Below are 25,954 nucleotides of genomic sequence, written 5' to 3'. Positions count from 1 at the left end.
AAAAGAATTTACTATTGCTTTTTTTTGTGGTTTTGATATAATAACATGTGCAGCTGTTTAGATGCGCCTGTAGCTCAGCGGATAGAGCGCCGGCCTCCGGAGCCGGGTCTTGCGCAGGTTCGATTCCTGCCAGGCGCACCAGGATAAGACCCGCAAGCCCGATTAGATCAAGGGTTTGCGGGTTTTTGATTTCCTTAATACTACCTCGGAATTTTACAGCTTGTCAGCAGTCGTTAAGGGCAAGAACTCCTACACCGCTTCTCAGGCCCTTAACTGCTGCTTTTGTTGCTATGTGAAACTTGCCATTCTCGGCGAGCTGTTTTATAAATGGTTGTTAAGTGGTCCAATTGGGGGAAGAATTGAATTCGGGCGGAATCCCAAAAGACGTTTATGGGGCTTGAATTACCCGCCGTGGGAATGCTAAAATCAACAAGAATCGTTGCAAACAGGCTGGTGCAGCTAACAATCTCTTGCCGTAGGGAGTGTTTTCAGTGGCCAAACTGTGGGGAGGACGCTTTCAAAAGGCTACGGATCACCTGGTGGACGACTTCCATTCTTCTATTTCCTTTGACCAACGGTTGTACCGGTACGATATACGGGGCAGCATAGCCCACGCCCGTATGCTGGCCAAACAGGGGATTATTGCTCTGGAAGAGGCGGAGGCCATAGTACAGGGGTTGGAAGACATCCTGGCTGACATTGAGTCCGGACGGGTGGAGTTTTCGGTGGCCGCCGAGGACATTCATATGAATATCGAGCAACTGCTTACCGAACGCATCGGTCCGGTGGGGAAAAAGCTCCACACCGCCCGCAGCCGCAACGACCAGGTGGCCCTGGATGTGCGCATGTATCTCAAGGATGAAATTGACGCGATTATTGCTCTCCTCAGACAGCTGCAGGAAACTCTGCTGGATCTGGCCGAAAAGCACCTGGATACGGTCATGCCCGGCTACACCCACCTGCAGCGGGCCCAGCCCATCACCCTGGCCCACCATTTAATGGCTTATGTGCAGATGTTCGGACGGGATGTGGACAGGTTGCAGGACTGCCGGCGGCGTACGGATGTCCTGCCCCTGGGCGCAGGGGCCCTGGCCGGCACCACCTTTTCCATAGATCCTGCCTACGTGGCCGAACAGCTTGGTTTTGCCGCCGTGGCGGAAAATAGCCTGGATGCCGTCAGTGACCGGGACTTTGCGGTGGAATTTGCGGCTGCCGCAGCTTTGATCATGGTGCACTTGAGCCGCTTTTGTGAGGAGATTATCCTCTGGTCTTCTGCAGAGTTTGCCTTTGTGGAGCTGGATGACGCCTACAGCACCGGGAGCAGCATGATGCCCCAGAAAAAGAACCCCGATGTGGCGGAGTTGACCCGGGGCAAAGCCGGCCGGGTGTTTGGCGATTTGATGACCCTTTTGACCATGCTCAAAGGGTTACCCCTGGCTTACAATAAAGACATGCAGGAAGATAAAGAAGCACTTTTTGATGCCGTGGATACGGTCAAAAAGTGCCTGCGGGTTTTCACGCCCATGGTAGCCAGTTTAAAGGTGCGCCCGGAAAATATGGCCGGGGCGGCAAGGGGGGGCTTCACCAACGCCACCGACCTGGCGGACTACCTGGTGAAAAAAGGTGTACCCTTCCGGGAAGCCCATGAACAGGTGGGCAAACTGGTTTATTACTGTCTGTCCCGGGGTAAATCCCTGGAGGAACTGTCACTGGAGGAGTTCAGGCATTTTGCCCCCCAGGTTGAAGAAGATGTCTACCAGGCCATTGATATCAGGCAGTGCGTGGCCGCCCGGCGAGTGCTGGGGGGGCCGGCACCGGATTCTGTCCGGGAGGCCATTTCCCGGGCCAGGGAGAGGTTGGGCCGGTAAAAACTAAACAAATTCTTAACTAAAAATTGCTTGACACCCGTAACCTGAATCTGTATACTGGATAACAAGTTTACGGATAAAGACTGTGAAGGGGAGCGAGTAACCTGTCGTCCAGGCTGCAGAGAGCCGGGGTAGCTGCGAACCGGTGCCGGAGCAGGTGAAAGGATCGCCTCGGAGTCGCCAGCTGAAAAGCACTTTTGGAATGGTGCCGACTAAGCCGGGCCGGGTTGGTCACCCGTTACCAAAGCCGTGTCCTGGTGGGGACACATAAGGGGTTCTTGCCGTGAGGCAAGGGCAAGCAGGGTGGTACCGCGCGAGGATTTTCCTCTCGTCCCTGGCAGTTTTCTTTAAGCTGCCCGGGGTGAGGGGTTTTTAATTTTTATCCCACAAGTACATACGGTTTTACGGAGGGAAGTGTACCTAGGGTTCCGCCCCGCCTTTGCGGGGGACTGGTCCAAGCGGTACAGGCCGCCGGCGAAAAATCGCGGCGGTTACACCGTGGGGATAAAAGACCCGAGCGGATAGGTTCCACTCTGTGGGAAATATCGTTTCGGGTCTTCTTTTTTACTGGTTTGAAGCGGGGGTGAACATTGGTGTTACTTGTAGCTATCCCCCGGATGGGGGAGAGGGATGTTTTAATGGGGCAGGAGAGAGTGAATTTGCAAGAAAGAAGAGAGGTGTGTTTTGATGGGGCTGATTATTTATCTTGACGGTGAGTTTGTACCGGAAGAGCAGGCAGTGGTGTCCGTTTTCGATCACGGCCTTCTATATGGGGACGGCGTTTTTGAAGGCATCAGGGCTTACCATAACCGGGTTTTCAAGCTCAGGGAGCATATTATACGCTTATACGAGTCGGCGCGCACCATAGGCCTTGATATTCCCATCACCATGCCTGAAATGGAAGAAGTGGTGCTGGAAACCTGTCGGCGCAACGGCCTGCGGGACGGCTACATTCGCCTGGTGGTCACCCGGGGCCGGGGGGATCTGGGCCTTGATCCCCGCAAGTGCCCCAATCCGACCATCTTCTGCATAGCCGCTTCCATCCAGCTCTACCCCGAAGAATTATATGAAAAGGGGTTGGAACTGGTTACCGTGGCCACCCGGCGGAACCTGCCCGAGGCCTGCAACCCGCGGGTCAAATCTTTAAACTACCTCAACAACATCTACGCCAAGATGGAAGCCAACCTGGTGGGTGCCCCCGAGGCGGTGATGCTGAACCAGGAGGGTTATGTAGCCGAGGCCACCGGTGACAACATTTTCATTGTAAAAAACGGCGTGCTCATTACCCCGCCGCCCTATGCGGGCATTCTGGAGGGGATTACCCGCAACACCGTGATGGAGATAGCCCGTCAAAAGGGCATCCCGGTGGAGGAGAAACTCTTTACCAGACATGATATTTACACCGCCGATGAGTGCTTCCTCACCGGCACGGCGGCGGAAGTCATCCCGGCGGTTAAGCTGGACGGCCGGGTCATTGGCGACGGCCGTCCCGGGAAAATGACCTGGGAGTTGATCCACGCCTACCGCGAACTGACCAGGGTTGACGGGCCGGTTATTTTCCGGGAAGATGAGCGTAGCATGAACTGCGCCGGCTAGTGTCCGGTCAGTTCCAACTTCCGACTTCCGACGACTGACGACTGAATAAGGAGGGCTTGACCGTGCGTAGCGACGCCATAAAAAAGGGTCTGGAGAAGGCCCCGCACCGTTCCCTTTTAAAGGCCCTGGGTTTCGTGGACCAGGAACTGGAGCGGCCCATGATCGGGGTGGTGAATTCCTTCAATGAAATCGTGCCGGGGCACATGCATTTAAACGAGATTACCGCCGCGGTCAAGGCCGGTGTGCGAATGGCCGGCGGCACGCCGGTGGAGTTTCCCTGCATTGCGGTTTGCGACGGCATTGCCATGAACCACAGCGGCATGAAGTATTCCCTGGCCAGCCGCGAGCTGATTGCCGATTCCATAGAGGTTATGGTCCAGGCCCACCAGTTTGACGGCCTGGTCCTGGTCACCGCCTGTGACAAGATCGTGCCGGGCATGCTCATGGCCGCCGCCCGGCTGGACATTCCAGCCATAGTGATCAGCGGCGGCCCCATGCTGGCCGGCCGCTACCAGGGCCGGGATTTGTCCTTAAGCAACATGTTCGAGGCCGTGGGGGCCGTGCGGGCGGGCCGGATGACGGAAGAGGAACTGGCCGCCCTGGAGGAGGAGGCCTGTCCGGGCTGCGGTTCCTGCGCCGGTATGTTCACCGCCAACTCCATGAACTGCCTTACCGAGGCCATCGGCATGGCCCTGCCCGGCAACGGCACCATCCCTGCCGTTTCGGCGGCCCGGCGCCGGCTGGCCAAGTTGACGGGCATGCGCGCTGTGGAACTGGTGAAAGAGGATGTGAGGCCGTCAAGCATCCTGACCGCCAGGGCCTTTGAAAACGCTCTGGCCGTGGATATGGCCCTGGGCTGTTCCACCAACACGGTGCTGCACCTACCGGCCATTGCCCGGGAGGCCGGGGTGGAAATCAGCCTGGACAAGATCAATGAAATCAGTGCCCGCACGCCAAATTTGTGCAAGCTCAGCCCCATGGGGCCCTACTTCATGCAGGACCTCCATGAAGCAGGGGGCATCCGGGCGGTAATGGCCCAGCTGGCGAAAAAGGATCTGCTTCACCTGGATTTGCCCACGGTTTCCGGGCAAACCGTTGGCGAATTGATCCGGGGCTGCCGGGTGAGCCGTGCGGAGGTAATCCGGGACGTTGAGAACCCGCACAGCTCTACCGGTGGCATAGCCATCCTGCGGGGGAACCTGGCACCCGGCGGGGCGGTGGTGAAAAAGGCCGGCGTGGCCTCGGAAATGATGGTGCACCGCGGGCCGGCCCGCGTCTTCGATTCCGAAGAAGAGGCGTTGGCGGCCATCCTGGGCGGCACCATAAACAGGGGCGACGTAATTGTCATCCGTTATGAAGGTCCCCGGGGCGGTCCCGGCATGCGGGAAATGCTGGCCCCCACGGCGGCGGTGGCGGGGATGGGGCTCGACAGGGATGTGGCCCTTTTGACCGACGGGCGTTTTTCCGGTGCCACCCGGGGTGCCTCCATCGGCCATATCTCCCCCGAGGCGGCTGCAGGCGGTCCCCTGGCCGTGGTGAGGGACGGGGATATGATCGTCATTGATATTCCCAATTATCGCCTGGACGTAGAACTCAGTCCGGAAGAAATCCAGGACCGGCTGGCCCGGTGGACTCCTCCTGCTCCCCGGGTGACCGGAGGTTATCTGGCCCGCTATGCCCGGCAGGTGAGTTCGGCCGGCACGGGAGCAGTTTTCGAATAGATGGTGGAGGTGAGGGGGCATGAAAAAATCCGGGGCGCAAATCCTGGTCGACAGTTTGCGGGAACAGGGAGTGGATACCATCTTCGGTTATCCCGGAGGTGCGGTATTGCCCATCTATGATGCCCTCTACGATGCAGATATCCGGCACATTTTAACCAGGCACGAACAGGGTGCTGCCCATGCGGCGGACGGCTATGCCCGGGCTTCAGGCAGGCCGGGGGTGTGCCTGGCCACCTCCGGTCCTGGTGCCACCAACCTGGTTACGGGCATTGCCAACGCTTACATGGATTCCATACCCCTGGTGGCCTTTACCGGGCAGGTGGTTACCTCCCAGCTGGGCAAGGATTCCTTCCAGGAAGCGGATATTACCGGGATCACCCTGCCCATTACCAAGCACAATTACCTGGTGAAAGACGTGCGGGATCTGGCCCGCGTCATCAGGGAGGCCTTTTACATCGCCACTACAGGCAGGCCCGGCCCGGTACTGGTAGATATACCCAAAGACGTCTCCAGTGACCAGACCGAATATGAGGATCCCGGGCCGGTGAACCTGCCCGGGTATCACCCGGTGCTGGAGCCGTCGGCGGAACAGCTCAACCGGGCGGCGGAGGCCATAGCCCGGGCCGAGCGGCCGGTTATTTACGCCGGGGGTGGTGTGGTTTATTCCGGCGCCCATCGGGAGCTGCGCCGTTTTGCCGAGCTGATCCTGGCCCCGGTGGCCACCACCCTCATGGGCCTGGGGGGCTTTCCCGGGGATCATCCCCTGTCCCTGGGCATGCTGGGCATGCACGGCAGCAAGTACGCCAACTTTGCTGTCTGCGAGTGCGATTTGTTGATTGCCGTGGGTGTCAGGTTTGACGATCGGGTTACCGGTAAACTGGAGAGTTTTGCTTCCCAGGCCAGGATCATGCACATTGACATTGACCCGGCGGAAATAGGGAAGAATGTACGGGTAGATATTCCCCTGGTGGGGGATGTCAAGCGGGTGCTTTCCGCCCTTATTGAGCGTCTTGAAGCCAAGTTGCCGGGTGCCTGGCAGGAAAAGATCCAGACCTGGAAAAAGGAATATCCCATTACCTACGAAGAAAACGGCCACCTCAAGCCCCAGCAGGTCATCCGGGAGATATACCGGGTGACGAAAGGCCAGGCCAGGATTACTACCGAGGTGGGCCAGCACCAGATGTGGGCGGCCCATTATTATACTTATACCCGTCCCCGGACTTTCATTTCTTCCGGCGGGCTGGGCACCATGGGTTTTGGCCTGCCTGCAGCCATCGGCGTGCAGGTGGCCTGCCCCGGTGAGATTGTCTTTGACATCGCCGGCGACGGCAGCATCCAGATGAACATCCAGGAGTTGGCCACGGCGGTAAACTATGACCTGCCGGTAAAGGTGGCCATCATGGATAACGGGTACCTGGGGATGGTTCGCCAGTGGCAGGAGCTGTTTTACAACCGGCGCTATTCCTACACCGAACTGGTTAACCCCGACTTTGTCAAGCTGGCCGAGGCCTACGGTGCTGTGGGCATGCGGGTGGAGAAAGCCGCCGACGTCAGGCCTGCCCTGGAACAGGCCCTGGCTACATCTAAACCGGTGCTCATCGACTTCGTCATTGAACGGGAAGAGAATGTCCTGCCCTTTGTTCCTCCGGGTGAGTCCCTGGACCGCATGTTAGGCTAAACCGGGGAGGTGGTATCATGCGACACACCCTGGCGGTGCTGGTGGAAAACAACCCCGGGGTCCTGGCCCGGGTGGCCGGTCTGTTCAGCCGGCGGGGATACAACATTGACAGCCTGGCGGTGGGCCGCACCGACAACCCGGCCATTTCCCGCATGACCATTGTGGTGGAAGGAGACGACCGGGTGCTGGAGCAGGTGACCAAGCAACTCCACAAGCTCATCGATGTGATCAAGATCAGCGACATCACCGCCGACGAATACGTGGACCGGGAACTGGTGCTCATCAAGGTGAGCGCCGAGCCGGAAAAACGGGGGGAAATAATGCAGATTGCCGATATTTTCCGGGCTCGCATTGTGGACCTGGGACGGCGGACCATGATCCTGGAATGCACCGGCAACGAAGGCAAGATCAGGGCCTTTGAGGAGTCCCTCAAGCCCTACGGGATTAAAGAACTGGTGCGTACAGGTAAAATTGCCATGCTGCGGGGTTCCCGCTATACCAATATCAATACCAATGGTACACGGGAGGATGATTAGAGAATGGTGAAAGTGTATTACGATAACGATGCTGATCTGGCCGTGTTACAGGGGAAAACCATTGCTGTTATCGGCTACGGCAGCCAGGGACACGCTCAGGCCCAAAACTTAAAAGACAGCGGGTTAAATGTGATCGTTGGCCTGCATGAGGCCAGCCGCAGCCGGGAAAAGGCTAAAGCCGATGGATTTGAGGTTTACACCCCCGCCGAGGCTGCCGCCCGGGCGGACATCATCCAGGTGTTGGTGCCCGATGAGGTGCAGCCCCGCCTGTACACGGAGGACATTGCCCCCCACATGACGGCGGGCAAGACCCTCATGTTCTCCCACGGCTTCAACATCCACTACGGGCAGATTGTGCCTCCGGAGGAAGTGGATGTCATTATGGTGGCCCCCAAGGGGCCGGGGCACATCGTGCGCCGCATGTATACCGAAGGCAAGGGGGTGCCCTGCCTGGTGGCCGTGCACCAGAACGCCAGCGGCCGGGCCCGGGAATTGGCCCTGGCCTACGCCAAGGGCATCGGCGGCACCCGGGCTGGCGTTTTCGAGACCACGTTCAGGGAAGAAACGGAAACCGACCTCTTTGGCGAGCAGGCCGTCCTGTGCGGTGGGGTCAGCGAGTTAATCAAGGCCGGCTTCGACACCCTGGTGGAGGCCGGGTACGCCCCGGAAATGGCTTACTTTGAGTGCTTGCACGAGCTGAAACTGATCGTGGATCTCATCTACGAGGGCGGCCTGAGCTGGATGCGTTACTCCATCAGCAACACCGCCGAATACGGGGATTACATGGTCGGCAAGCGCATCATTACGGAAGAGACCCGCAGGGAAATGAAACGGGTATTGCAGGAGATCCAGAGCGGCCAGTTTGCCAAGCAATGGATCCTGGAAAATCAGGCCAACCGGCCCATGTTCAGCGCCATGCGCCGCCGGGAGGCCGAACACCCCATTGAAAAGGTGGGGGCCGAGCTGCGCAAGATGATGCCCTGGCTGCAGAAGCGCTAAATACCGGGTTCAGGGCGGGGCCCGCCGGCGGGCCCCCCGGTAACTCCCGGAAAAAACGGCTGGAAAAGGGGGGAGTTGCCTTGAAGATTACCGCTGCCCAGGCTCTCGTACGCTGCCTGGAGCTGGAAAAGGTGGATATTGTTTTTGGGTATCCGGGAGGCGCCATGCTCCCCGTATACGACGCCCTCTATCATTCCTCCATCAAGCATGTGCTGGTCCGCCACGAGCAGGGGGCCGTACATGCCGCCGACGGTTACGCCCGGGCCACCGGGCGGGTGGGGGTATGCATGGCCACCTCCGGCCCGGGAGCCACGAACCTGGTGACCGGGATAGCCAACGCCTACATGGACTCAGTCCCCCTGGTGGTTTTTACCGGCCAGGTACCCACCAGCCAGGTGGGCACCGACGCCTTTCAGGAAGTGGATATCACCGGGATTACCATTCCCATTACCAAGCATAATTACCTGGTAAAAGACCCGGCCGCCCTGCCCCAGATCATCAAGAACGCTTTTCATATTGCTTCCACCGGCCGGCCGGGGCCGGTGCTCATCGACCTGCCCAGGGATGTGGCCGGGGCAACCATTGACTTTCACTATCCTGAAACGGTGAAGCTGCGGGGGTATAAACCCACCTACCGGGGGCACCGCAACAAAATAAACGAGGCGGCGGAATTAATCAACAGGTCGCAGCGCCCGGTGATATACGCCGGCGGCGGTATTCTCAATTCCGGGGCCAGCGGAGAGCTTTTGGAGCTGGCCGAGTTAATTTCCGCTCCGGTTACCAATACCTTCATGGGGCTTTCCAGCTTTCCCGGGGATCACCCGCTGTTCCTGGGGATGCTTGGTCTACACGGGACCCGCTACGCCAACCTGGCCGTGACGGAGTGTGATTTGCTCATTGCCCTGGGGGCCAGGTTTGACGACCGGGTTACGGGCAAGCTGGCCAGATTTGCCCCCCACGCGGCGGTGATCCATGTGGACATCGACCCGGCCGAAATTGGCAAGAACGTGCCGGTGCATGTACCCATTGTGGGGGACGTGAAGCTGGTGCTGCAGTCCCTCTTGCCCCTGCTTAAGAAAACCGACCGTTCCCCCTGGCTGGCCCGCGTCCAGGAACTGCGGGAACTTTATCCTTTGCGCTACAACCGGGAAGGCGGCTTGAAACCCCAGTACATCATTGAAGAATTGTACCGCCACACCGGAGGCTGCGCCACCATCGCCACCGATGTGGGCCAGCACCAGATGTGGGTGGCCCAGTATTACCGGTTTAAGCACCCGCGCGGCCTGATCTCCTCGGGTGGTTTGGGTACCATGGGATTTGGCCTGCCCGCCGCCATTGGCGCCCAGCTGGGACTGCCCGACCAGCAGGTTATTCTGGTTACCGGCGACGGCAGTTTCCAGATGACCATGCAGGAACTGGCTACGGTGCGGGAGCAGGAGTTGCCCATAAAAATACTAATGATCAATAACCAGACCCTGGGCATGGTGCGCCAGCTCCAGGAATATTACTGCGAGGGCCGCTACATGGCCGTGGACTTCGAGTTCCATCCCGATTTCATCACCCTGGCCAGGGCCTATGGCATCAAGGGCTATACCGTAGAAACGGAAGAAGAGGCGCAAAGGGTCATCCCCGAGGCGCTCGGCACGACCGGCCCGGTGCTGGTCAATTGCTTGGTAAGTCCACAGGAGAAGGTTTTGCCCATGGTTCCCAGCGGACGTGGAATTGACGAAACCTTTGAATGTTGATTCCACTCAAAGGAGGACTTTTATGACCCGGCGTGTTTACATCTTTGATACTACCTTAAGGGACGGGGAACAATCCCCGGGGGTAAGCCTCAACGTGATGGAGAAATTGCAGATCGCCAGGCAGCTGGCCAGGCTGGGAGTAGACGTGATTGAAGCCGGTTTTCCCATCACTTCCCCCGGGGATTACGAGGCGGTTAAGACCATTGCCCGGGAAGTGCGGGGCGTGACCGTGGCGGCCCTGGCCCGGGCCAATTTCCAGGATATCGACCGGGCCTGGGAGGCCGTTAAGGGGGCGGAGCAGCCCCGGATTCACACCTTTATTGCCACCTCGCCCATTCACATGCGCCACAAGCTGCGCATGACCGAAGAACAGGTAATAGAAGCTGCCGTGGCGGCGGTCAAGCGAGCCAGGAGTTATGTTTCCGACGTGGAGTTTTCCGCCGAGGACGCCTCCCGGTCGGAGCTTGATTTCCTGTGCCGGGTGCTGGAGGCGGCCATTGCGGCCGGGGCCACGGTGGTGAACATCCCGGACACGGTGGGTTACGCCACGCCCGAGGAATTTGCCCGTTTCATCCGGGACATCCGCCAGCGGGTGCCGGGCATTGAGAAGGTGGTGCTGAGCGTGCACTGCCACGACGACCTGGGGCTGGCGGTGGCCAATTCCCTGGCGGCGGTGGCAGCCGGGGCCAACCAGGTGGAAGGGGCCATCAACGGTATCGGCGAGCGGGCTGGAAACGCCGCCCTGGAAGAGGTGGTCATGGCCCTGTACACCCGCCGGGACCAGTTCGGCTGTGAGACCAACATCCGTACGGAGGAGATTTACCGCACCAGCCGCCTGGTGTCCAGCCTCACCGGCATGCCCGTGCAGCCCAACAAGGCGGTGGTGGGTAAAAACGCCTTTGCCCACGAATCAGGCATTCACCAGGACGGGGTGCTCAAGGAGCGTACCACCTACGAGATCATGAATCCGGTGATGGTGGGGATCAGCCAGAGCAACCTGGTTCTGGGGAAGCATTCGGGGCGGCACGCCTTCCGGCAGAGACTTTTAGAGCTGGGGTACGAGCTCGGCGAGGAAGAGCTCAACAAGGCCTTCCAGCAGTTCAAGGTCCTGGCCGACAAGAAAAAGGAAATTACCGACGCGGACCTGGAGGCCATTGTGGAGGAAGAACTGCGCCCGGTGCCGGTAACCTATACCCTGGAGTACCTGCACATTTCCACGGGTACGACCATAGTGCCCACGGCCACCGTCGGGTTGAAGAAGGGCGACGAGGTCTTTGAGGAGGCGGCCTGCGGCAACGGCCCCGTGGATGCCATCTGCCGGGCGGTCGACAAGGTCACCGGTGTTCCCTGCGTGCTCAAAAGCTGGGGGATTAATGCCGTTACCTCCGGTAAGGACGCCATTGGCGAGGTTACCTTGAAAATCTCCGAAAACGGCGGCAAGACCTACCTGGGCCGGGGCATCAGCACGGACATCCTGGAGGCCAGCGCCAAAGCTTACGTCAACGCGGTCAACAGGCTCCTCTGGGAGTCGGGTAGGCTAACAGACAAGAGCAACGAGGTGAGTTAAGAACATGCCCATGACCATCACGGAAAAGATCCTGGCCGCCCATGCCGGCCTCGACCGGGTGGAGCCCGGGCAGCTGATCAATGTCCGGGTGGACCTGGTTTTGGGTAACGACATTACCGCTCCCGTAGCCATCAAGGAGTTCCGGCGCATCGGTGTAGAAAAGGTCTTTGACCGGGAGCGGGTGGTCCTGGTACCCGACCACTTCGTACCGAACAAGGATATCAAGTCGGCCGAGCAGGCCAAAATCCTCAGGGACTTTGCCCGCCAGCAGCAGTTGACCCACTACTTTGAGGTCGGGCGCATGGGGATCGAGCACTGCCTTTTGCCCGAGCAGGGGCTGGTGGGACCGGGGGACGTGGTGATCGGGGCCGATTCCCATACCTGTACCTATGGTGCCCTGGGGGCCTTTGCCACCGGGGTGGGCAGCACCGACCTGGCTGCGGCCATGGCCCTGGGGGAAATTTGGCTCAAAGTTCCCGAGTCAATTAAGTTCGTCTATTATGGGGAGCTCCAGCCCTGGGTGGGGGGCAAGGATTTAATCCTCTACACCATCGGCCAGATCGGCGTGGACGGTGCCCTCTACCAGGCCATGGAATTCACCGGCCCGGCCATCGAGACCCTGTCCATGGACGGGCGCCTGACCATGTCCAATATGGCCGTGGAGGCCGGGGCCAAAAACGGCATTGTGCCGCCCGATGAAATTACCCTCGACTACGTAAAAGGACGGGCCAGGAGGCCCTACCGGGTGTATCAGAGCGATCCCGGTGCCCGGTACGCCCGGGTTTACGAGTTTGATGTGAGCAAGCTGGAACCCCAGGTGGCCTTCCCCCACCTGCCCTCCAATGTCCGCCCGGTGAGCCAGGCGGGGCACGTGGAGATCCAGCAGGTGGTTATCGGTTCCTGCACCAACGGCCGGTTGGAGGACCTGCGCTTGGCCGCCCGGGTGTTGCAGGGCAAAAAGGTGCATCCCGGTGTGCGCCTGATTGTTATCCCGGGGACCCAGGAAGTTTACCGCACCGCCTTAAAGGAAGGTTTAATTGAAATATTTATTGACGCCGGTGCGGCGGTGAGCACTCCCACCTGCGGCCCCTGCCTGGGCGGCCACATGGGCATCCTGGCCGCCGGGGAGCGCTGCCTGGCCACCACCAACCGGAATTTTGTCGGCCGGATGGGCCACCCGGAAAGCGAAGTATACCTGAGCAATCCCGCGGTAGCCGCCGCCTCGGCCATTTTGGGGCGGATTGCCGCTCCCCAGGAGGTGCTGTAGATGAACCAGTTGCGCGGAAAAGTATGGAAGTTTGGTGATGATATAGACACCGACGCCATTATTCCGGCCCGTTACCTGAATACCTCCGATCCCCGGGAGCTGGCCGCCCATTGCATGGAGGATGCGGATCCCTCCTTTGCCGGGAGGGTGCAGCCGGGGGACATCATTGTGGCCGGGAAAAACTTCGGCTGCGGCAGCTCCCGGGAGCATGCCCCCATAGCCGTCAAGGCGGCCGGGGTTTCCTGCGTGATTGCCGCTTCCTTTGCCCGCATTTTCTACCGCAACGCCTTCAACATCGGCCTGCCCATCTTCGAGTCTCCGGAAGCGGCGGCTAAAATCCAGGAGGGTGACGAAGTGGCGGTGGACGTGGAATCGGGGACCATCACCAACCTGACCCGCAATGAGCAGTATCGGGCCACACCGGTGCCGCCGTTCATGCAGGAGATTATCGCTGCCGGAGGTCTGATTAACTATGTAGCCCGGAGGTTGAATGGATGATGTACAGGATCGCGGTTTTGCCGGGGGATGGTATTGGCCCGGAGGTAACGGCCCAGGCCACCCGGGTCCTGGCCGCCGCCGGACGTCGTTTTGGATATGAGTTTTGTTTTCAGGAAGGTTTAATCGGGGGAATAGCCTATGACGCCACGGGCCAGCCCCTGCCCCAGGCCACCCTGGATCTGTGCCGGTCCAGTGACGCGGTCCTTCTGGGGGCGGTCGGGGGGCCCAAATGGGATAACCTCCCGGTGCACCTGCGCCCGGAAGCGGGCGCCCTGCTGCCCCTGCGGAAGGCCCTGAATGTTTACGCCAACCTGCGCCCGGCCATGGTTTTCCCGGCCCTGGCCGGTGCTTCCACCCTGAAGACGGAAGTGGTGGAGGGGCTGGATATAGTGGTGGTGCGGGAGCTGACCGGCGGGCTTTATTTCGGGGAGAAAAAGCGGGAGGAAATTCCCGGCGGGCAGCGGGTGGTGGAAACGCTGGTCTACACCACCCAGGAAATCCAGCGGGTGGCCAGGCGGGCCTTTGAACTGGCCCGGAAAAGAAAGAAAAAGCTCACCTCGGTGGATAAGGCCAATGTACTGGAAAGCTCCCGCCTGTGGCGGGAGGTGGTTACGGACATGGCCCGGGAGTACCCCGACGTGGAAGTCAACCACATGCTGGTGGATAACTGTGCCATGCAGCTGGTGCGTAACCCTAAACAATTCGATGTATTGCTCACGGAGAACCTTTTCGGCGATATCCTGAGCGACGAGGCCGCCCAGCTCACCGGCTCCCTGGGTATGCTGCCCTCGGCCAGCCTGGGAGACGGGGTGGGCTTATATGAGCCGGTTCACGGGTCCGCCCCGGACATTGCCGGGCGCCAGCTGGCCAATCCCATTGCCGCCATCCTTTCCGGTGCCCTGATGCTGCGCCATTCCTTCGGGCTGGAGGAGGCGGCCGCGGCAGTTGAACGGGCGGTGGCCACGGTGCTCGAACAGGGATACCGCACCGCGGATATCATGGAACCGGGCAAGCGGCAGGTAACCACCACGGAAATGGGCCGGCTGATTGCCGAGCTGGTGGAAAGGGGCGAGCCTGTCTAAGGGGGAGAAACCATGGCGGTAGTGGAGATTTACGATACCACCCTGCGGGACGGCTCCCAGGGGGAAGGCATTTCCTTTTCCGCGGAAGACAAGGTCAAGATTGCCCTCAAGCTTGATAAAATGGGCTTTCACTACGTGGAAGGCGGCTGGCCCGGCTCCAACCCCAAGGACATGGCTTTTTTCCAGCGCATTAAAAACCACCGGCTGTCCCATGCCCGCATTGCCGCCTTTGGGTCCACCCGCAAGCCCGGTGTTCCGGTGCAGGAAGACGGCAACATCCAGTGCATTCTGGCCGCCGGGGTTTCCGTAGCCACAATTTTCGGCAAGAGCTGGGACTTACACGTGACCAGGGCCCTGGGGACCACCCTGGAAGAAAACCTGGCCATGATTGAAGAATCGGTGGGCTATCTGAAAAGCCGGGGATTGACGGTCATTTACGATGCGGAACATTTTTTTGACGGCTTCAAGGCCAACGCCGAATATGCCCTGGCCACCCTGAAGGCGGCCGTACGCGGGGGGGCTGATCGGCTGGTTCTTTGCGATACCAACGGGGGAAGCCTGCCGGAGGAAATAGCCGCCATAATACGCAGGGTGAGGGATGATGTCCCTGTCGTTCTGGGCATCCACTGCCATAATGACGGGGAGCTGGCCGTGGCCAACACCCTGGCGGCGGTGCGGGCCGGGGCAACCCATGTGCAGGGGACCATCAACGGCTACGGGGAGCGCTGCGGCAATGCCAACCTCTGTTCCGTTATACCCAACCTTACCTTAAAGTACGGCCACGAAACCATCCCCCGGTCTTCTTTAGCCCAGCTCACCGATCTCTCCCGCTATGTGAGCGAGCTGGCCAACCTGCATCCCAACCCCCACCAGCCCTTCGTAGGTTCCAGCGCCTTTGCCCACAAGGGCGGGGTCCACGTCAGCGCCATTTTAAAGGACCCCCGCACCTACGAGCACATTGACCCGGCGCTGGTGGGCAACCGGCGGCGGGTGCTTGTATCCGAGTTGAGCGGGCTGTCCAACCTGTTCTACAAGTTAAAGGAGCTCAACTTCAATCTCGATGCCAGCAGGGAAGAAACGCGCCGCTTCCTGGAAGAAATTAAAGAGCTGGAACATCAGGGGTACATGTTTGAAGGCGCCGAAGGGTCCTTTGAACTGCTCCTGCGCCGGGCGTACGACAATTACCGGGAGCCCTTCAAGCTGGAAAGCCTGCGGGTGATCATAGAGCTGAAGGAAAACAGCCCCGTGTATTCCGAAGCCATCATCAAGTTGACCGTGGGCGACCAGGTGGTGCACACGGCGGCGGAAGGAAACGGCCCGGTGAACGCCCTGGATAACGCCCTGCGCAAGGCCCTGGAAGTTTTCTACCCCGACATCCGGCGCATGCAGCTCACCGACTACAAGGTGCGGGTGCTGGATGAAAAGGACGGCACGGGGGCGGTGGTGCGGGTGCTGATTGAAACCGGGGACGGTGAGCGGTCCTGGGGCACCGTGGGGGTATCCACAAACATCATTGAAGCAAGCTGGCAGGCTCTGGTAGACAGCATCGCCTACGGGTTGCTCAAAAACAATGGAAGATAAATTCGGGCGCTCCTTTAGATGAGGGCGCTCCTTTATTTGCAACCACAAAAGGGTTATAATGTCTTTATGGATCCAATACTAACCGTGATCGGGGGTATGAAGGGGGAAAGAAGTTGCTGGAGCAACTCAAGGCCCTGAACCTGGATCTGTTTAATCTCACCAGTATCATCGACATCCTCATTGTGGCCTTTGTTCTCTACCGGTTAATTCTGTTGATTAAGGGCACCCGGGCGGTACAGCTGCTAAAAGGCCTGGCCGTTCTGCTGGTGGCAACGGCTTTAAGCAGCTGGCTGCATTTATACACCTTTCACTGGCTGCTGCGCCAGGTGATGACCGCTCTGGTGGTCGCCCTGCCCATAGTTTTCCAGCCCGAACTGCGCCGGGCGCTGGAAAAGTTAGGGGGAGGCCGCTTTTTTACCAGCTCGCTCATTCATCAGGGTGAGGATGATCGTTCCCGGACCATCAGCCAGGTGGTGCGGGCGGCCAGCCTCCTGTCCCGCCAGCGTATCGGTGCGCTCATTGTTCTGGAGCGGACGACCGGCCTGGAGGAGTACATCGATACGGGCATTAAAATTGACGGCCTGGTGACGGCAGAATTACTGCTCAATATTTTTGAGCCCAACACCCCTTTGCATGACGGCGCGGTGATCATCCGGGGGGACCGGGTGGCATCGGCGGCCTGCCTGTTACCCCTGACGGAAAGCCCCGATGTGGCCAGGGGATTGGGCACCCGTCACCGGGCGGGTATCGGCGTAACGGAAGTTTCGGATGCCCTGGCGGTGATTGTTTCCGAGGAGACGGGGATCATTTCCCTGGCCGTGGAGGGTGTGCTGGCCAGAAACCTGGACGAGCCTGCCCTGGCCGACCGGCTGGCCGGGGCGTTCGAGCCGCAAAAGGGGCGTTCCCTGGCCTTTTTGTGGCTCCGTAAACAGTAGGAGTGCCGGAGGTGTTCCTGTTTGCCCCGTTTAAACTGGCGCAATCTTTCCCTGCAAATCCTGTCGCTGTTAATGGCCCTGATCCTGTGGGTTTACGTGACTAACGAACAAAACCCCCTGGACGAACGCCCGTTTAATGTTTCCCTGCAGGGGCGGGGGATGCCCGACGGTTACATGATGACCGGGTTGCCGTCAACGGTGAATGTGCGGGCCCAGGGCAGCCGGGGTCAGCTGACCACCCTTACCCCGGGTGATTTCCAGGCGGTGGTGGACTTATCCGGCATCACCCCGGGGGAAAACGAGCTGACGGTAAATGTGAGTGCTCCACCCGGCATCCGGGTGATCCAGGTGTCCCCCTCCCGGGTGCGGGTGCAGGTGGACAGGATAGTGGAAAAGGAAGTCCCGGTGGCGGTAACCTTCAGGGGGGAACCCGCCGCCGGTTACAGTGCCCTGGCCGCTACGGTGGACCCGCCGCTGGTGCACCTGAAAGGGCCGGAGCGGTTGGTCAATGCCGTTACCCGGGTAACGGCGACCGTTGACGTACAGGGTGCCAGTGGAACGGTGGAAAGATCGGCGACACTCACCGGCCTGCCCCGGGGAGTCAGCGTGTTTCCCCCTGTGGTCAGGGTGACCGTTCCCGTTCTGGCCATGCCGGTGAAGGAAGTGCCGGTGGAACCCCAGGTAAGGGGGACTCCCGCGGCGGGTTACCGGGTGGAGGAGGTAAGGGTGGAGCCCGATGTGATCCAGGTATCGGCACCGGCGCCGGTACTGGAAGGTGTCCAAAGGGTAAACACTGTCCCGGTGGATATCAGCGGGGTCAGTCAGGACGTGGTACGAAGGGTTGGCCTGGTTGCTCCCGGGAGCGGCGTGGTCCTGCGTCCCGAGCAGGTGCAGGTTACGGTACGCCTTTCCCCCTTGCCGGAAAACCCTCCTGAAAGAACGCCGCCGGAAGAACAAAACCAATGAAAAACGGGTAGCTGCAGGGATTTGCCGGGAGTGATATGACCGGAAGTTATCCCTGATCATATTATTGTTAGTGAAGTCAAACTTCTAGACAAAAAATTGACCTCTTCAATGGGTGTAGATATAATTATCAGTGTTTGGACGTGATCTTGGAATTACTTCCTGCGGGTGAGTGTGAAAGGGGATCTGACCATGGGAGCAATATTTGGTACCGACGGCGTCCGGGGGGTGGCCAACCGGGAGCTTACCCCGGAACTGGCCTTAAAGCTGGGACGGGCGGGGGCTTACGTCCTTTCCCGGGGCCTGCCGGGGGCAAGCCTGGTGGTCGGCTGGGATACCCGCATTTCCTCCGACATGCTGGAGGCCGCCCTCACGGCCGGGATATGTTCGGCCGGGGTCAATGTCCTCAAGGTGGGGGTCATGCCCACCGCGTCCATTGCCTACCTCACCAGGGCCCTGGGTGCCGCCGGGGGAGTGGTTATATCTGCTTCCCACAATCCCATGGACGACAACGGGATCAAGTTTTTCGGAGCCAGCGGCTACAAGCTGTCCGAGGGGATGGAAGAGGAAATCGAGCAGCTGGTTTCCTGTCCCGACCGCATTCCCGCTCCCGTGGGGGCGGGGGTGGGTCGTGCTTACCCGGTAGTCGATGCGGTGGACCGTTACGTGGCCTTTTTAAAGGATACCGTATCATGTGACTTTTCCGGTTTGAAGGTGGTGGTGGACTGCGCCAACGGGGCCGCCTCCCGGGTTGCCCCCCGGGTGCTGGCGGAACTGGGTGCGGAAGTCATCCCCATATTCAACACCCCCGACGGGGTCAATATCAATGCCGGCTGCGGCTCCACCCACCCAGCCGCCCTGCAGGAGGCGGTGCTGGAGCATGGCGCCCACCTGGGGCTGGCCCATGACGGGGATGCCGACCGGGTAATCGCCGTGGACGGCCGGGGCAACCCGGTGGACGGCGACCAGATTATGGTTATCCTGGCCCGGGCCCTCCAGAAAAAGGGCAGGCTGGCCAAAAATACGGTGGTGGCTACGGTGATGAGCAACCTGGGGCTGGACCTGGCCCTGGGGCAGAGCGGCATCCGGGTGCTGAAAACCCGGGTGGGGGACCGTTATGTCCTGGAGGAGCTGCTTCGTTCGGGAGCCACCTTTGGCGGGGAGCAAAGTGGGCACATCATCATGCTGGATTACAATACCACCGGGGACGGCATTTTAACCGCCCTACAGCTCCTGCAGGTGGTCCGGGAAACGGGCGTACCGTTGCAGGAACTGGCCGCCCAGATGGAGAAGCTGCCGCAGCTGCTGGAAAACGTCCGGGTGACCGATAAGGAAAAGGTGATGAACAGTCCCGTTCTAGCCCGGGCCATCCGGGAACAGGAAGAACGCCTGGCCGGTCAGGGGCGCGTCCTGGTGCGCCCTTCGGGCACCGAACCCCTGGTGCGGGTGATGGTTGAGGGCCGGGATATGGACCTCCTGCGGTCCATTGTCGACGAGCTGGTGGACGTAATCCGCAAGGTGTCCTCTTAAACGAGGGTTTTTTGAAAGGGGGTGGGAAGCGCAAGTCTTTTTTGGGGACAACTGAAAACTAAAGCGCCAGAACCCGGAAATTGCCGGTTAGCCAGTTGATTTAACGGGTGTTCCGGGTTGACGAGGAGGGAGTTTATCGAAGTTTTCGGCGGGTGCTCCCCGGTTGGCCACGACCGTGAACGACACTACAAAACCGGCCGGCAACGGCCGGGACAAAGGGTGTCCGGTGGCATAAGGGTAGGAGGCCGTTCTACGAAATTACCCCCGTTCCTTCTTTTTACAAAAGCCCCTTTCTCTGCCGGAGGCCTTTCTGTGCCCCGGCATTTCTAATTATTAGACTAAAAACCTTTTTGCTGGAGGTTTTCCATATGTGTGGCATCGTTGGCTATACCGGCCCCCGGCGGGCCGTACCCATACTCCTTGGCGGGCTGGCCAAACTGGAATACCGCGGTTATGATTCAGCCGGCATTGCCGTTCTGGAAGACGGGGTCATTAAGGTGCACAAACAGGCGGGCAAGCTGGCCGGCCTGGCGGAAAAGTTGCAGGGTTACAACGGCCAGGCGCGAACCGGCATCGGGCACACCCGCTGGGCCACCCACGGCCGCCCTTCGGACACCAATGCCCACCCCCACATCGACTGTTCCGGGCGTTTTGCCGTGGTGCATAACGGGATTATTGAGAACTACCTGGAATTGAGGGAATGGCTCGGCTCCCAGGGCCACCAGTTTACTTCCGAAACGGACACGGAGGTGCTGCCGCACCTGGTGGAACACTTTTACCGGGGTGATCTGGTAGAGGCGGTATGCCGGGTGGTGGAGCACATCCGGGGTTCCTACGCCATGGTGGTGCTGTCTGCTGACGAGCCGGAAAAACTTGTGGCCGTGCGTCAGGACAGCCCCCTGGTGGTGGGCCTGGGTCAGGGCGAAAACTTCCTGGCTTCCGATATCCCCGCCCTGCTGGCCCATACCCGGCGCACCTACATTCTGGACGACGGCGAGATGGCCGTACTGACACCGGAAGAAGTGAGGATTTTTAACCGGTCCGGGGAACCGGTGGAGAAACGGGTCTTTGAGGTGAAATGGGAGGCGGCCCAGGCCGAAAAGAACGGTTTTGCCCACTTTATGCTGAAGGAGATCCACGAGCAGCCCCGGGCCCTGCGGGATACCTTGAAGGGCCGCCTGGCCGGTGACGATTCGGCGGTGGTGCTCAAGGAACTGGAGATTGATGACCAGAAGCTGAGAAGCCTGCGTAAAATATTTATCACCGCCTGCGGCACCGCCTATCACGCCGGCCTGGTGGGCAAGTATGTAATCGAACAGCTGGCCCGCGTACCGGTGGAGGTGGATATTGCTTCGGAATTCCGCTACCGCCAGCCTCTTATTGATGAAGATACGCTGGTGATAGTAATCAGCCAGTCGGGGGAGACCGCCGATACCCTGGCCGCCTTGAGGGAAGCCAGGCGTCTGGGTGCGCCGGTGCTGGCCGTGACCAACGTGGTGGACAGCTCCATTGCCCGGGAAGCCGACCACGTGCTCTATACCTGGGCCGGCCCTGAGATAGCCGTGGCCTCCACCAAAGCCTATACCACCCAGCTGGTGGCCATGTACCTGATTGCCCTGCACCTGGCCGCGGTACGGGGCACCATTACCCTTGAGGAAAGGCGGGCGATCATTAAAGAATTAAAGCAGCTGGACAGCCGGGCGGAACTGATCCTGGGCAACGGCCACCTGATCAAGGACCTCGCCCGGATTTACGGCAGGGCCGAGGATGTCTTCTTCATCGGCCGGGGCCTGGACCATGCCGTGGCCCTGGAAGGTTCTTTGAAACTGAAGGAGATCTCCTATATACACGCCGAAGCCTACGCCGCCGGTGAATTAAAGCACGGCACCCTGGCCCTGATTGAAAAGGGTGTGCCGGTGGTCGCCCTGGCTACACAAAAGAACCTCTTTGAAAAAACCCTGAGTAACATCAAAGAGGTGAAGGCCCGGGACGCCACGGTAATCGCCCTGGCCATGGAGGGGCAGAAGGAACTGGAAAAGGTGGCCGATCACGTGCTCTACATCCCGCCCACCAATCCCGTCCTGGCCCCCGTGCTGGCCGTGATCCCCCTGCAGCTCCTGGCCTACCAGATGGCCGTGGTGAGGGGCTGCGACGTGGACCAGCCCCGCAACCTGGCCAAGAGCGTGACGGTGGAGTAGGGGGCGGGGGAAAGTTGAAGAATTAATGTTTCGATGGAATAAAGTTTTGAACTGAGTATAAGTCGTGAACCGGATAATAAAGTGGTAAACTGAATTGAAATAGGCATGGGCGAGGAACGGATGGAACCTCGCCCTGTTTTTTCATTACGGCTGGTTGTCACATCAGGAGCTGCAGCAGCAGCTGCTATTTTTGGCAGGATTTTCGCTAGGTTCTGTCGAACCATGAGCACTGGTTTAACCCATATTGTTCCTAAACTGGAAGCTAGGTTTGTTCGGTGGTTCTACTACGAGGAGGTGCAATTATGACGTCTAATGATGAGCAAATTCTTAAATGTCGCGATGACAAAGAACCCGTTTGTCTCTTGAAGATTGATGAACAAAGTGGTCAAGCTTACAAGTTGGCAGACAAAAGTCAGTGCTCCTGGCTCGAGCACGGAAAGGCTATTGATACCGTAAAATTGCGGCAGCGAATCGAACCGTGGCTAACCGCTTTGTTCCAAGCGGAACATCTCGCGTTGCTGGTGGGATCTGGGTTCAGCAATGCGATTCATTGGATGGCAACCGGCAAAGAACCACCATGGACAAATATACAATGCAAGTTTACTTACTACCAAAATGAGATTGAGGCTGAGGTAAAGAGGTCAGCGTATGCCGCCGGTCGAGGGAAGGGAAATGTCGAAGACCAGATACGCGTGGCAAACGAATTACTCCGTGGGCTGGAAATATTAAAACCAGGCGATCATGAGGTGGTAGGACTCAGGGAAGATCTAAACCGTTTTCTCACTGACTTTGCTGAGTCGATTCTCAAAGGTGAAAGAGGTTTAATCAGTGCAGAGTCTGATAAACTCAAGAAAAGTGAGCAAGCTTTCACCTACCTCGTCAGCTTCTTGATGAGTTTCGCCAGCCGAACCGGTACTCGAGACCGGCTCCATATATTCACGACCAACTATGACCGCTTCATTGAAGCCGGAGCGGACGTAGCAGGCCTTCACCTGCTTGATCGCTTCGTGGGTTCATTGGCACCGGTCTTCAGGTCCTCTCGACTCGACTTGGACATGCACTACAACCCACCTGGAATCAGAGGGGAGCCGCGCTATCTAGAAGGCGTTGCGCGTTTTACTAAGCTGCATGGTTCATTAGACTGGGTAGATATCGAGAGAAACATTCGCCGTATTGCAGTTCCGTTCGGAGCACAAGACATCAAGCCGTACTTGGATGCCCTCGGTCTTTCGGGTGCTAAGGCGATACAGCTCATGATCTATCCGAACGCAGCCAAAGACCGGGAGACCGCCGCTTACCCCTATGTCGAATTATTCCGCGACTTCGCCGCTGCGGTGTGTCGGCCAAACAGCACGTTGGTTACTTTCGGCTATAGTTTCGGTGATGAGCACATCAATCGCGTTATTGAAGACATGCTCACTATTCCCTCAGCTCATTTGGTCGTTATTTCATATAGCGATCCTTTGGGGCGAATTATGAAAACGTACGAAAGACTGGGAAGACATGCGCAAATTACCCTCCTTATCGGCAATCACTTCGGCGATCTACAATCACTTGTGGATAACTATTTGCCTAAGCCAGCCATTGATCGGGCCACCTTCCGTATGGTTGAGCTTCTCAAAGCTCGCTGGGTAACGGACTATAATGAACCTGCTGTGGATAGTAACATATTACACGGGGAAGGAGATGGCAAGCCATGAGCCAAACCCCGTTCGAACATGCTGGGAGTTTGGTCATCGGAACCGTAGATTTCGTGTCGCCCAACGAGATCAAGGTTTTGTTGGATATCGAAGCCCCAGAATCGGTCGCCCTTAATGCCGGTGGGCCGCGTCCGTTTCCAAGGGTCAATAGCTATGTGTTGATACCTGTTGATGATGGCTATCTCGTTGGCCAAATCGAATGGATAACGGTGGAACGGTCAGCGTTTCCAAAGCGCCGGGGGATGCAGGATTTTGGTCTTGTTGATTTGCCTTTTCCGTTGCGCAAGATGAGCCTCAACCCGTTAGGAACTTTACGAAGGAAATCTCTCTATGCAGAGGAATACGTTTTCCAGCGGGGCGCTGACGCCCTGCCATCGATTGGCGTCGCTGTGCTGTTGCCCACGGAACGGCAGCTTAGATCAATCGTGGAGTCGGGCGAACGACGTCGAGTAAAAATCGGTACCAGCTCGCTTGCTGGAGATGCTGATGTGTATATCGATCCGGATCGGTTGTTTGGACGTCACCTCGCTGTGCTGGGAAATACCGGTAGTGGAAAGTCATGTTCCGTTGCCGGCCTCATCCATTGGTCGCTGGAAGCAGCGCAAGAGAACAAAACCGCCTGTTCCGGCCCGCCGAACGCCCGGTTTATTATTTTAGACCCGAATGGAGAATACTCAAGGGCTTTTTGTGGCGCCGGGTCTTCCGTGAAGGCTCGGATATTCAAGGTTAATCCAGAATTAAATGAATTTCCCCTGCAGGTTCCTCTTTGGTTCTGGAACAGTGCGGAGTGGTGCTCATTTACGCAGGCAAGTAGCAAGACCCAGAAGCCGACCCTTGTGCAAGCCCTGCGCTTTGTTCGAGACGGGTCGTGGGAACCGGGAGAAGATAAAAGCCACGAAATCCGACGTTTCCTCCGAACGATGGTGACCACTATCCGAATCGAAAAGAATTCCGGTAGCCCGTGGGGTTCTTTCCCAAAGCCGAAATCATTCTTAGAAAAGCTTGAGAAGTGGAAAAAGGGTATCGAGTCTGATTTATCTTTCCTTTCGGGGGAGCAATATGACAAGTTGAATTCACTTGTCAGCGTCATAAATGAACTGTGCGAGCTCCGTAGGAAGGAGAAACACTTCGATTTCACACCTCAGGAGGTCGACAAGCTTATTGCGGCTGCGAGCGAGGCACATTCGACCTTGGGTGGAGGTGAAGTTGATGTTGAACCGCCTGATGTGGATGCACCATGTCCGTTCAACGGGAATGCTTTTCTACGCAGTATTGAAGCCACGGCTGAAATGCTCAATGTATCGGAGCACGTCGAAACTTTATTGATTCGCGTGAGGAACCTTCTTACTGACGTCCGAATGAAGCCGGTTGTATGTGATACGGGAGACCTTTCACTCGAACAATGGCTAGAGAATTATATCGGTAGTGACAAGGCGGAAAACGGGTGTGTAACCGTCATTGACCTGTCGCTTGTGCCTTCAGAGGTCATTTATATCGTTACAGCAGTGATTGCGAGGATGGTTTTTGAAGCGCTGCAACGCTATGTGAAACTGAATCAGGTTGCGTTGCCGACGGTTCTTGTCATGGAGGAGGCGCATACCTTCATCAAACGCTATAAGGATGATACTGAAAACCATGATGCTGCTTCGGTTTGTTGCCAGGTGTTCGAACGAATCGCCCGTGAAGGTCGGAAATTTGGACTCGGGCTGGTAATTTCGTCTCAAAGGCCATCAGAGCTTTCGCCTACGGTTCTTTCTCAGTGCAATTCATTCCTTTTGCATCGGATAACCAATGACCGTGACCAGGAGCTGGTGTATCGGTTCGTGCCCGACAATCTCAGGGGACTATTGCGTGAACTCCCGTCGCTCCCATCTCAAAGCGCCATTCTCTTGGGTTGGGCAACGGAATTGCCGGTACTTGTGAAGATGAGAGACCTGCCCAAGTCCCAGCAGCCCCGCTCTGACGATCCGGACTTCTGGAATATCTGGGCTGGTGCGGTTGAAAGGCGGGTAGATTGGAAAGCCGTCGCTGAGGACTGGCAAGGTTCTGCCGTGAAGGGTGGTTCAACAGAAACAGCCGCCGAAGACAGCACCGGGGAGGGTTTGGCATGAAAGGGGAAAAACAGCCCGGCCTCACAGGGTCTGTACTGCTCCTGTTCTTATGCTTGATTCTGGGTTGTGCCAGGACCTACTTGTGTTTGGCAATTAAAAAATGATGAATTCGGCAATCAAAAAATGCAGAGTTTGCCATCACGCTCGGTAATTATTCTCCCTCGAATCGGGAGATTTCAGTTCGCTGTGGTCGTAATCCTATTATCTTTATCTTCCGACTGGTTAATAGCTATGGCTGAGAGCGCTTTCTGCAAACGATAGCTCTCCCCTTCAAAGGCCAGGATATGGGCATGGTGGACCAAACGGTCGATGAGCGCCGCTGTGAGGCGGTTATCCCCCAGCACGGTGTTCCACTGACCAAACTGTAAGTTGGAAGTAA

At 58.3% G+C, this 25,954-nt stretch carries 19 protein-coding genes, 1 tRNA gene and 1 riboswitch; of the genes, 19 read left to right on the top strand and 1 reads right to left on the bottom strand.

The annotated features are described in order from the left end of the window. Positions 1-63 precede the first annotated feature (63 nt). The 19 genes from BUA65_RS05455 to BUA65_RS05365 all read left to right on the top strand — a co-directional run bounded on the left by BUA65_RS05455 (position 64) and on the right by BUA65_RS05365 (position 25,575). Positions 64-141 (top strand) — tRNA-Arg (locus BUA65_RS05455). Between the two features lie 350 nt (positions 142-491). Further along, on the top strand, positions 492-1,868 hold the full coding sequence (gene argH / locus BUA65_RS05450) for an argininosuccinate lyase (protein ID WP_072867853.1): 1,377 nt from the start codon (positions 492-494) through the stop codon (positions 1,866-1,868). A gap of 409 nt (positions 1,869-2,277) precedes the next feature. After that, positions 2,278-2,390: riboswitch (guanidine-I (ykkC/yxkD leader) on the top strand. A gap of 165 nt (positions 2,391-2,555) precedes the next feature. Beyond that, the gene (ilvE, locus tag BUA65_RS05445) at positions 2,556-3,464 is read left to right on the top strand and encodes a branched-chain-amino-acid transaminase (RefSeq protein WP_072867851.1); all 909 of its coding nucleotides are present in this window, start codon (positions 2,556-2,558) and stop codon (positions 3,462-3,464) included. Positions 3,465-3,526: 62 nt separating this feature from the next. After that, positions 3,527-5,185 (top strand): dihydroxy-acid dehydratase, encoded by a 1,659-nt coding sequence (gene ilvD / locus BUA65_RS05440; protein WP_072867850.1) that lies wholly within the window; start codon positions 3,527-3,529, stop codon positions 5,183-5,185. Between the two features lie 19 nt (positions 5,186-5,204). Then, positions 5,205-6,863, top strand: a complete 1,659-nt coding sequence (gene ilvB / locus BUA65_RS05435; protein ID WP_072867848.1) for a biosynthetic-type acetolactate synthase large subunit — start codon at positions 5,205-5,207, stop codon at positions 6,861-6,863. 17 nt (positions 6,864-6,880) lie between these two features. Continuing rightward, complete coding sequence (ilvN, locus tag BUA65_RS05430; RefSeq protein ID WP_072867846.1) at positions 6,881-7,399, top strand: acetolactate synthase small subunit; 519 nt, start codon at positions 6,881-6,883, stop codon at positions 7,397-7,399. 3 nt (positions 7,400-7,402) lie between these two features. After that, positions 7,403-8,398: a ketol-acid reductoisomerase gene (ilvC, locus tag BUA65_RS05425; protein ID WP_072867844.1), complete on the top strand. Its 996-nt coding sequence runs from the start codon at positions 7,403-7,405 to the stop codon at positions 8,396-8,398. A gap of 80 nt (positions 8,399-8,478) precedes the next feature. Then, positions 8,479-10,143 (top strand): biosynthetic-type acetolactate synthase large subunit, encoded by a 1,665-nt coding sequence (gene ilvB, locus BUA65_RS05420; RefSeq protein WP_072867843.1) that lies wholly within the window; start codon positions 8,479-8,481, stop codon positions 10,141-10,143. Positions 10,144-10,165: 22 nt separating this feature from the next. Continuing rightward, positions 10,166-11,710 (top strand): 2-isopropylmalate synthase, encoded by a 1,545-nt coding sequence (locus BUA65_RS05415; protein WP_072867841.1) that lies wholly within the window; start codon positions 10,166-10,168, stop codon positions 11,708-11,710. A 4-nt stretch (positions 11,711-11,714) separates the two neighbouring features. After that, the gene (gene leuC / locus BUA65_RS05410; RefSeq protein ID WP_072867839.1) at positions 11,715-12,977 is read left to right on the top strand and encodes a 3-isopropylmalate dehydratase large subunit; all 1,263 of its coding nucleotides are present in this window, start codon (positions 11,715-11,717) and stop codon (positions 12,975-12,977) included. Beyond that, entirely contained in the window at positions 12,978-13,475 is a 498-nt protein-coding gene (gene leuD / locus BUA65_RS05405; protein ID WP_072867837.1) for a 3-isopropylmalate dehydratase small subunit, read from the top strand. Continuing rightward, complete coding sequence (leuB, locus tag BUA65_RS05400) at positions 13,475-14,557, top strand: 3-isopropylmalate dehydrogenase (RefSeq protein WP_072867958.1); 1,083 nt, start codon at positions 13,475-13,477, stop codon at positions 14,555-14,557. The genes leuD and leuB overlap by 1 nt, the downstream gene beginning before the upstream one ends. Before the next feature lie 12 nt (positions 14,558-14,569). Continuing rightward, entirely contained in the window at positions 14,570-16,138 is a 1,569-nt protein-coding gene (gene cimA, locus BUA65_RS05395) for a citramalate synthase (RefSeq protein ID WP_072867835.1), read from the top strand. A 113-nt stretch (positions 16,139-16,251) separates the two neighbouring features. Then, positions 16,252-17,073, top strand: coding sequence for a diadenylate cyclase CdaA (cdaA, locus tag BUA65_RS05390; protein WP_072867833.1), 822 nt, complete (start codon positions 16,252-16,254; stop codon positions 17,071-17,073). A 21-nt stretch (positions 17,074-17,094) separates the two neighbouring features. Further along, complete coding sequence (locus BUA65_RS05385; protein WP_072867831.1) at positions 17,095-18,039, top strand: CdaR family protein; 945 nt, start codon at positions 17,095-17,097, stop codon at positions 18,037-18,039. A gap of 189 nt (positions 18,040-18,228) precedes the next feature. Then, positions 18,229-19,566, top strand: coding sequence for a phosphoglucosamine mutase (gene glmM / locus BUA65_RS05380; RefSeq protein WP_072867829.1), 1,338 nt, complete (start codon positions 18,229-18,231; stop codon positions 19,564-19,566). A 368-nt stretch (positions 19,567-19,934) separates the two neighbouring features. Further along, complete coding sequence (gene glmS, locus BUA65_RS05375) at positions 19,935-21,764, top strand: glutamine--fructose-6-phosphate transaminase (isomerizing) (RefSeq protein WP_072867827.1); 1,830 nt, start codon at positions 19,935-19,937, stop codon at positions 21,762-21,764. Between the two features lie 302 nt (positions 21,765-22,066). Beyond that, the gene (locus BUA65_RS05370; protein WP_084062086.1) at positions 22,067-23,464 is read left to right on the top strand and encodes an SIR2 family protein; all 1,398 of its coding nucleotides are present in this window, start codon (positions 22,067-22,069) and stop codon (positions 23,462-23,464) included. After that, positions 23,461-25,575 carry an ATP-binding protein gene (locus BUA65_RS05365; protein ID WP_072867825.1) on the top strand — a complete coding sequence of 705 codons (2,115 nt, stop codon included), beginning with the start codon at positions 23,461-23,463 and terminating at the stop codon, positions 25,573-25,575. The genes BUA65_RS05370 and BUA65_RS05365 overlap by 4 nt, the downstream gene beginning before the upstream one ends. Before the next feature lie 176 nt (positions 25,576-25,751). On the opposite strand, the gene BUA65_RS05360 is transcribed toward BUA65_RS05365, so the two are convergent. Then, a partial coding sequence (locus BUA65_RS05360) for an ATP-binding protein (protein WP_165613200.1) occupies positions 25,752-25,954 on the bottom strand: 203 nt, incomplete at its 5' end.

Source organism: Desulfofundulus thermosubterraneus DSM 16057 (genome assembly GCF_900142025.1).
Lineage (GTDB): Bacteria > Bacillota > Desulfotomaculia > Desulfotomaculales > Desulfovirgulaceae > Desulfofundulus > Desulfofundulus thermosubterraneus.
Note: the sequence above shows the minus strand (reverse complement) of the source record. Positions and strands in the feature narration are given on the sequence as shown.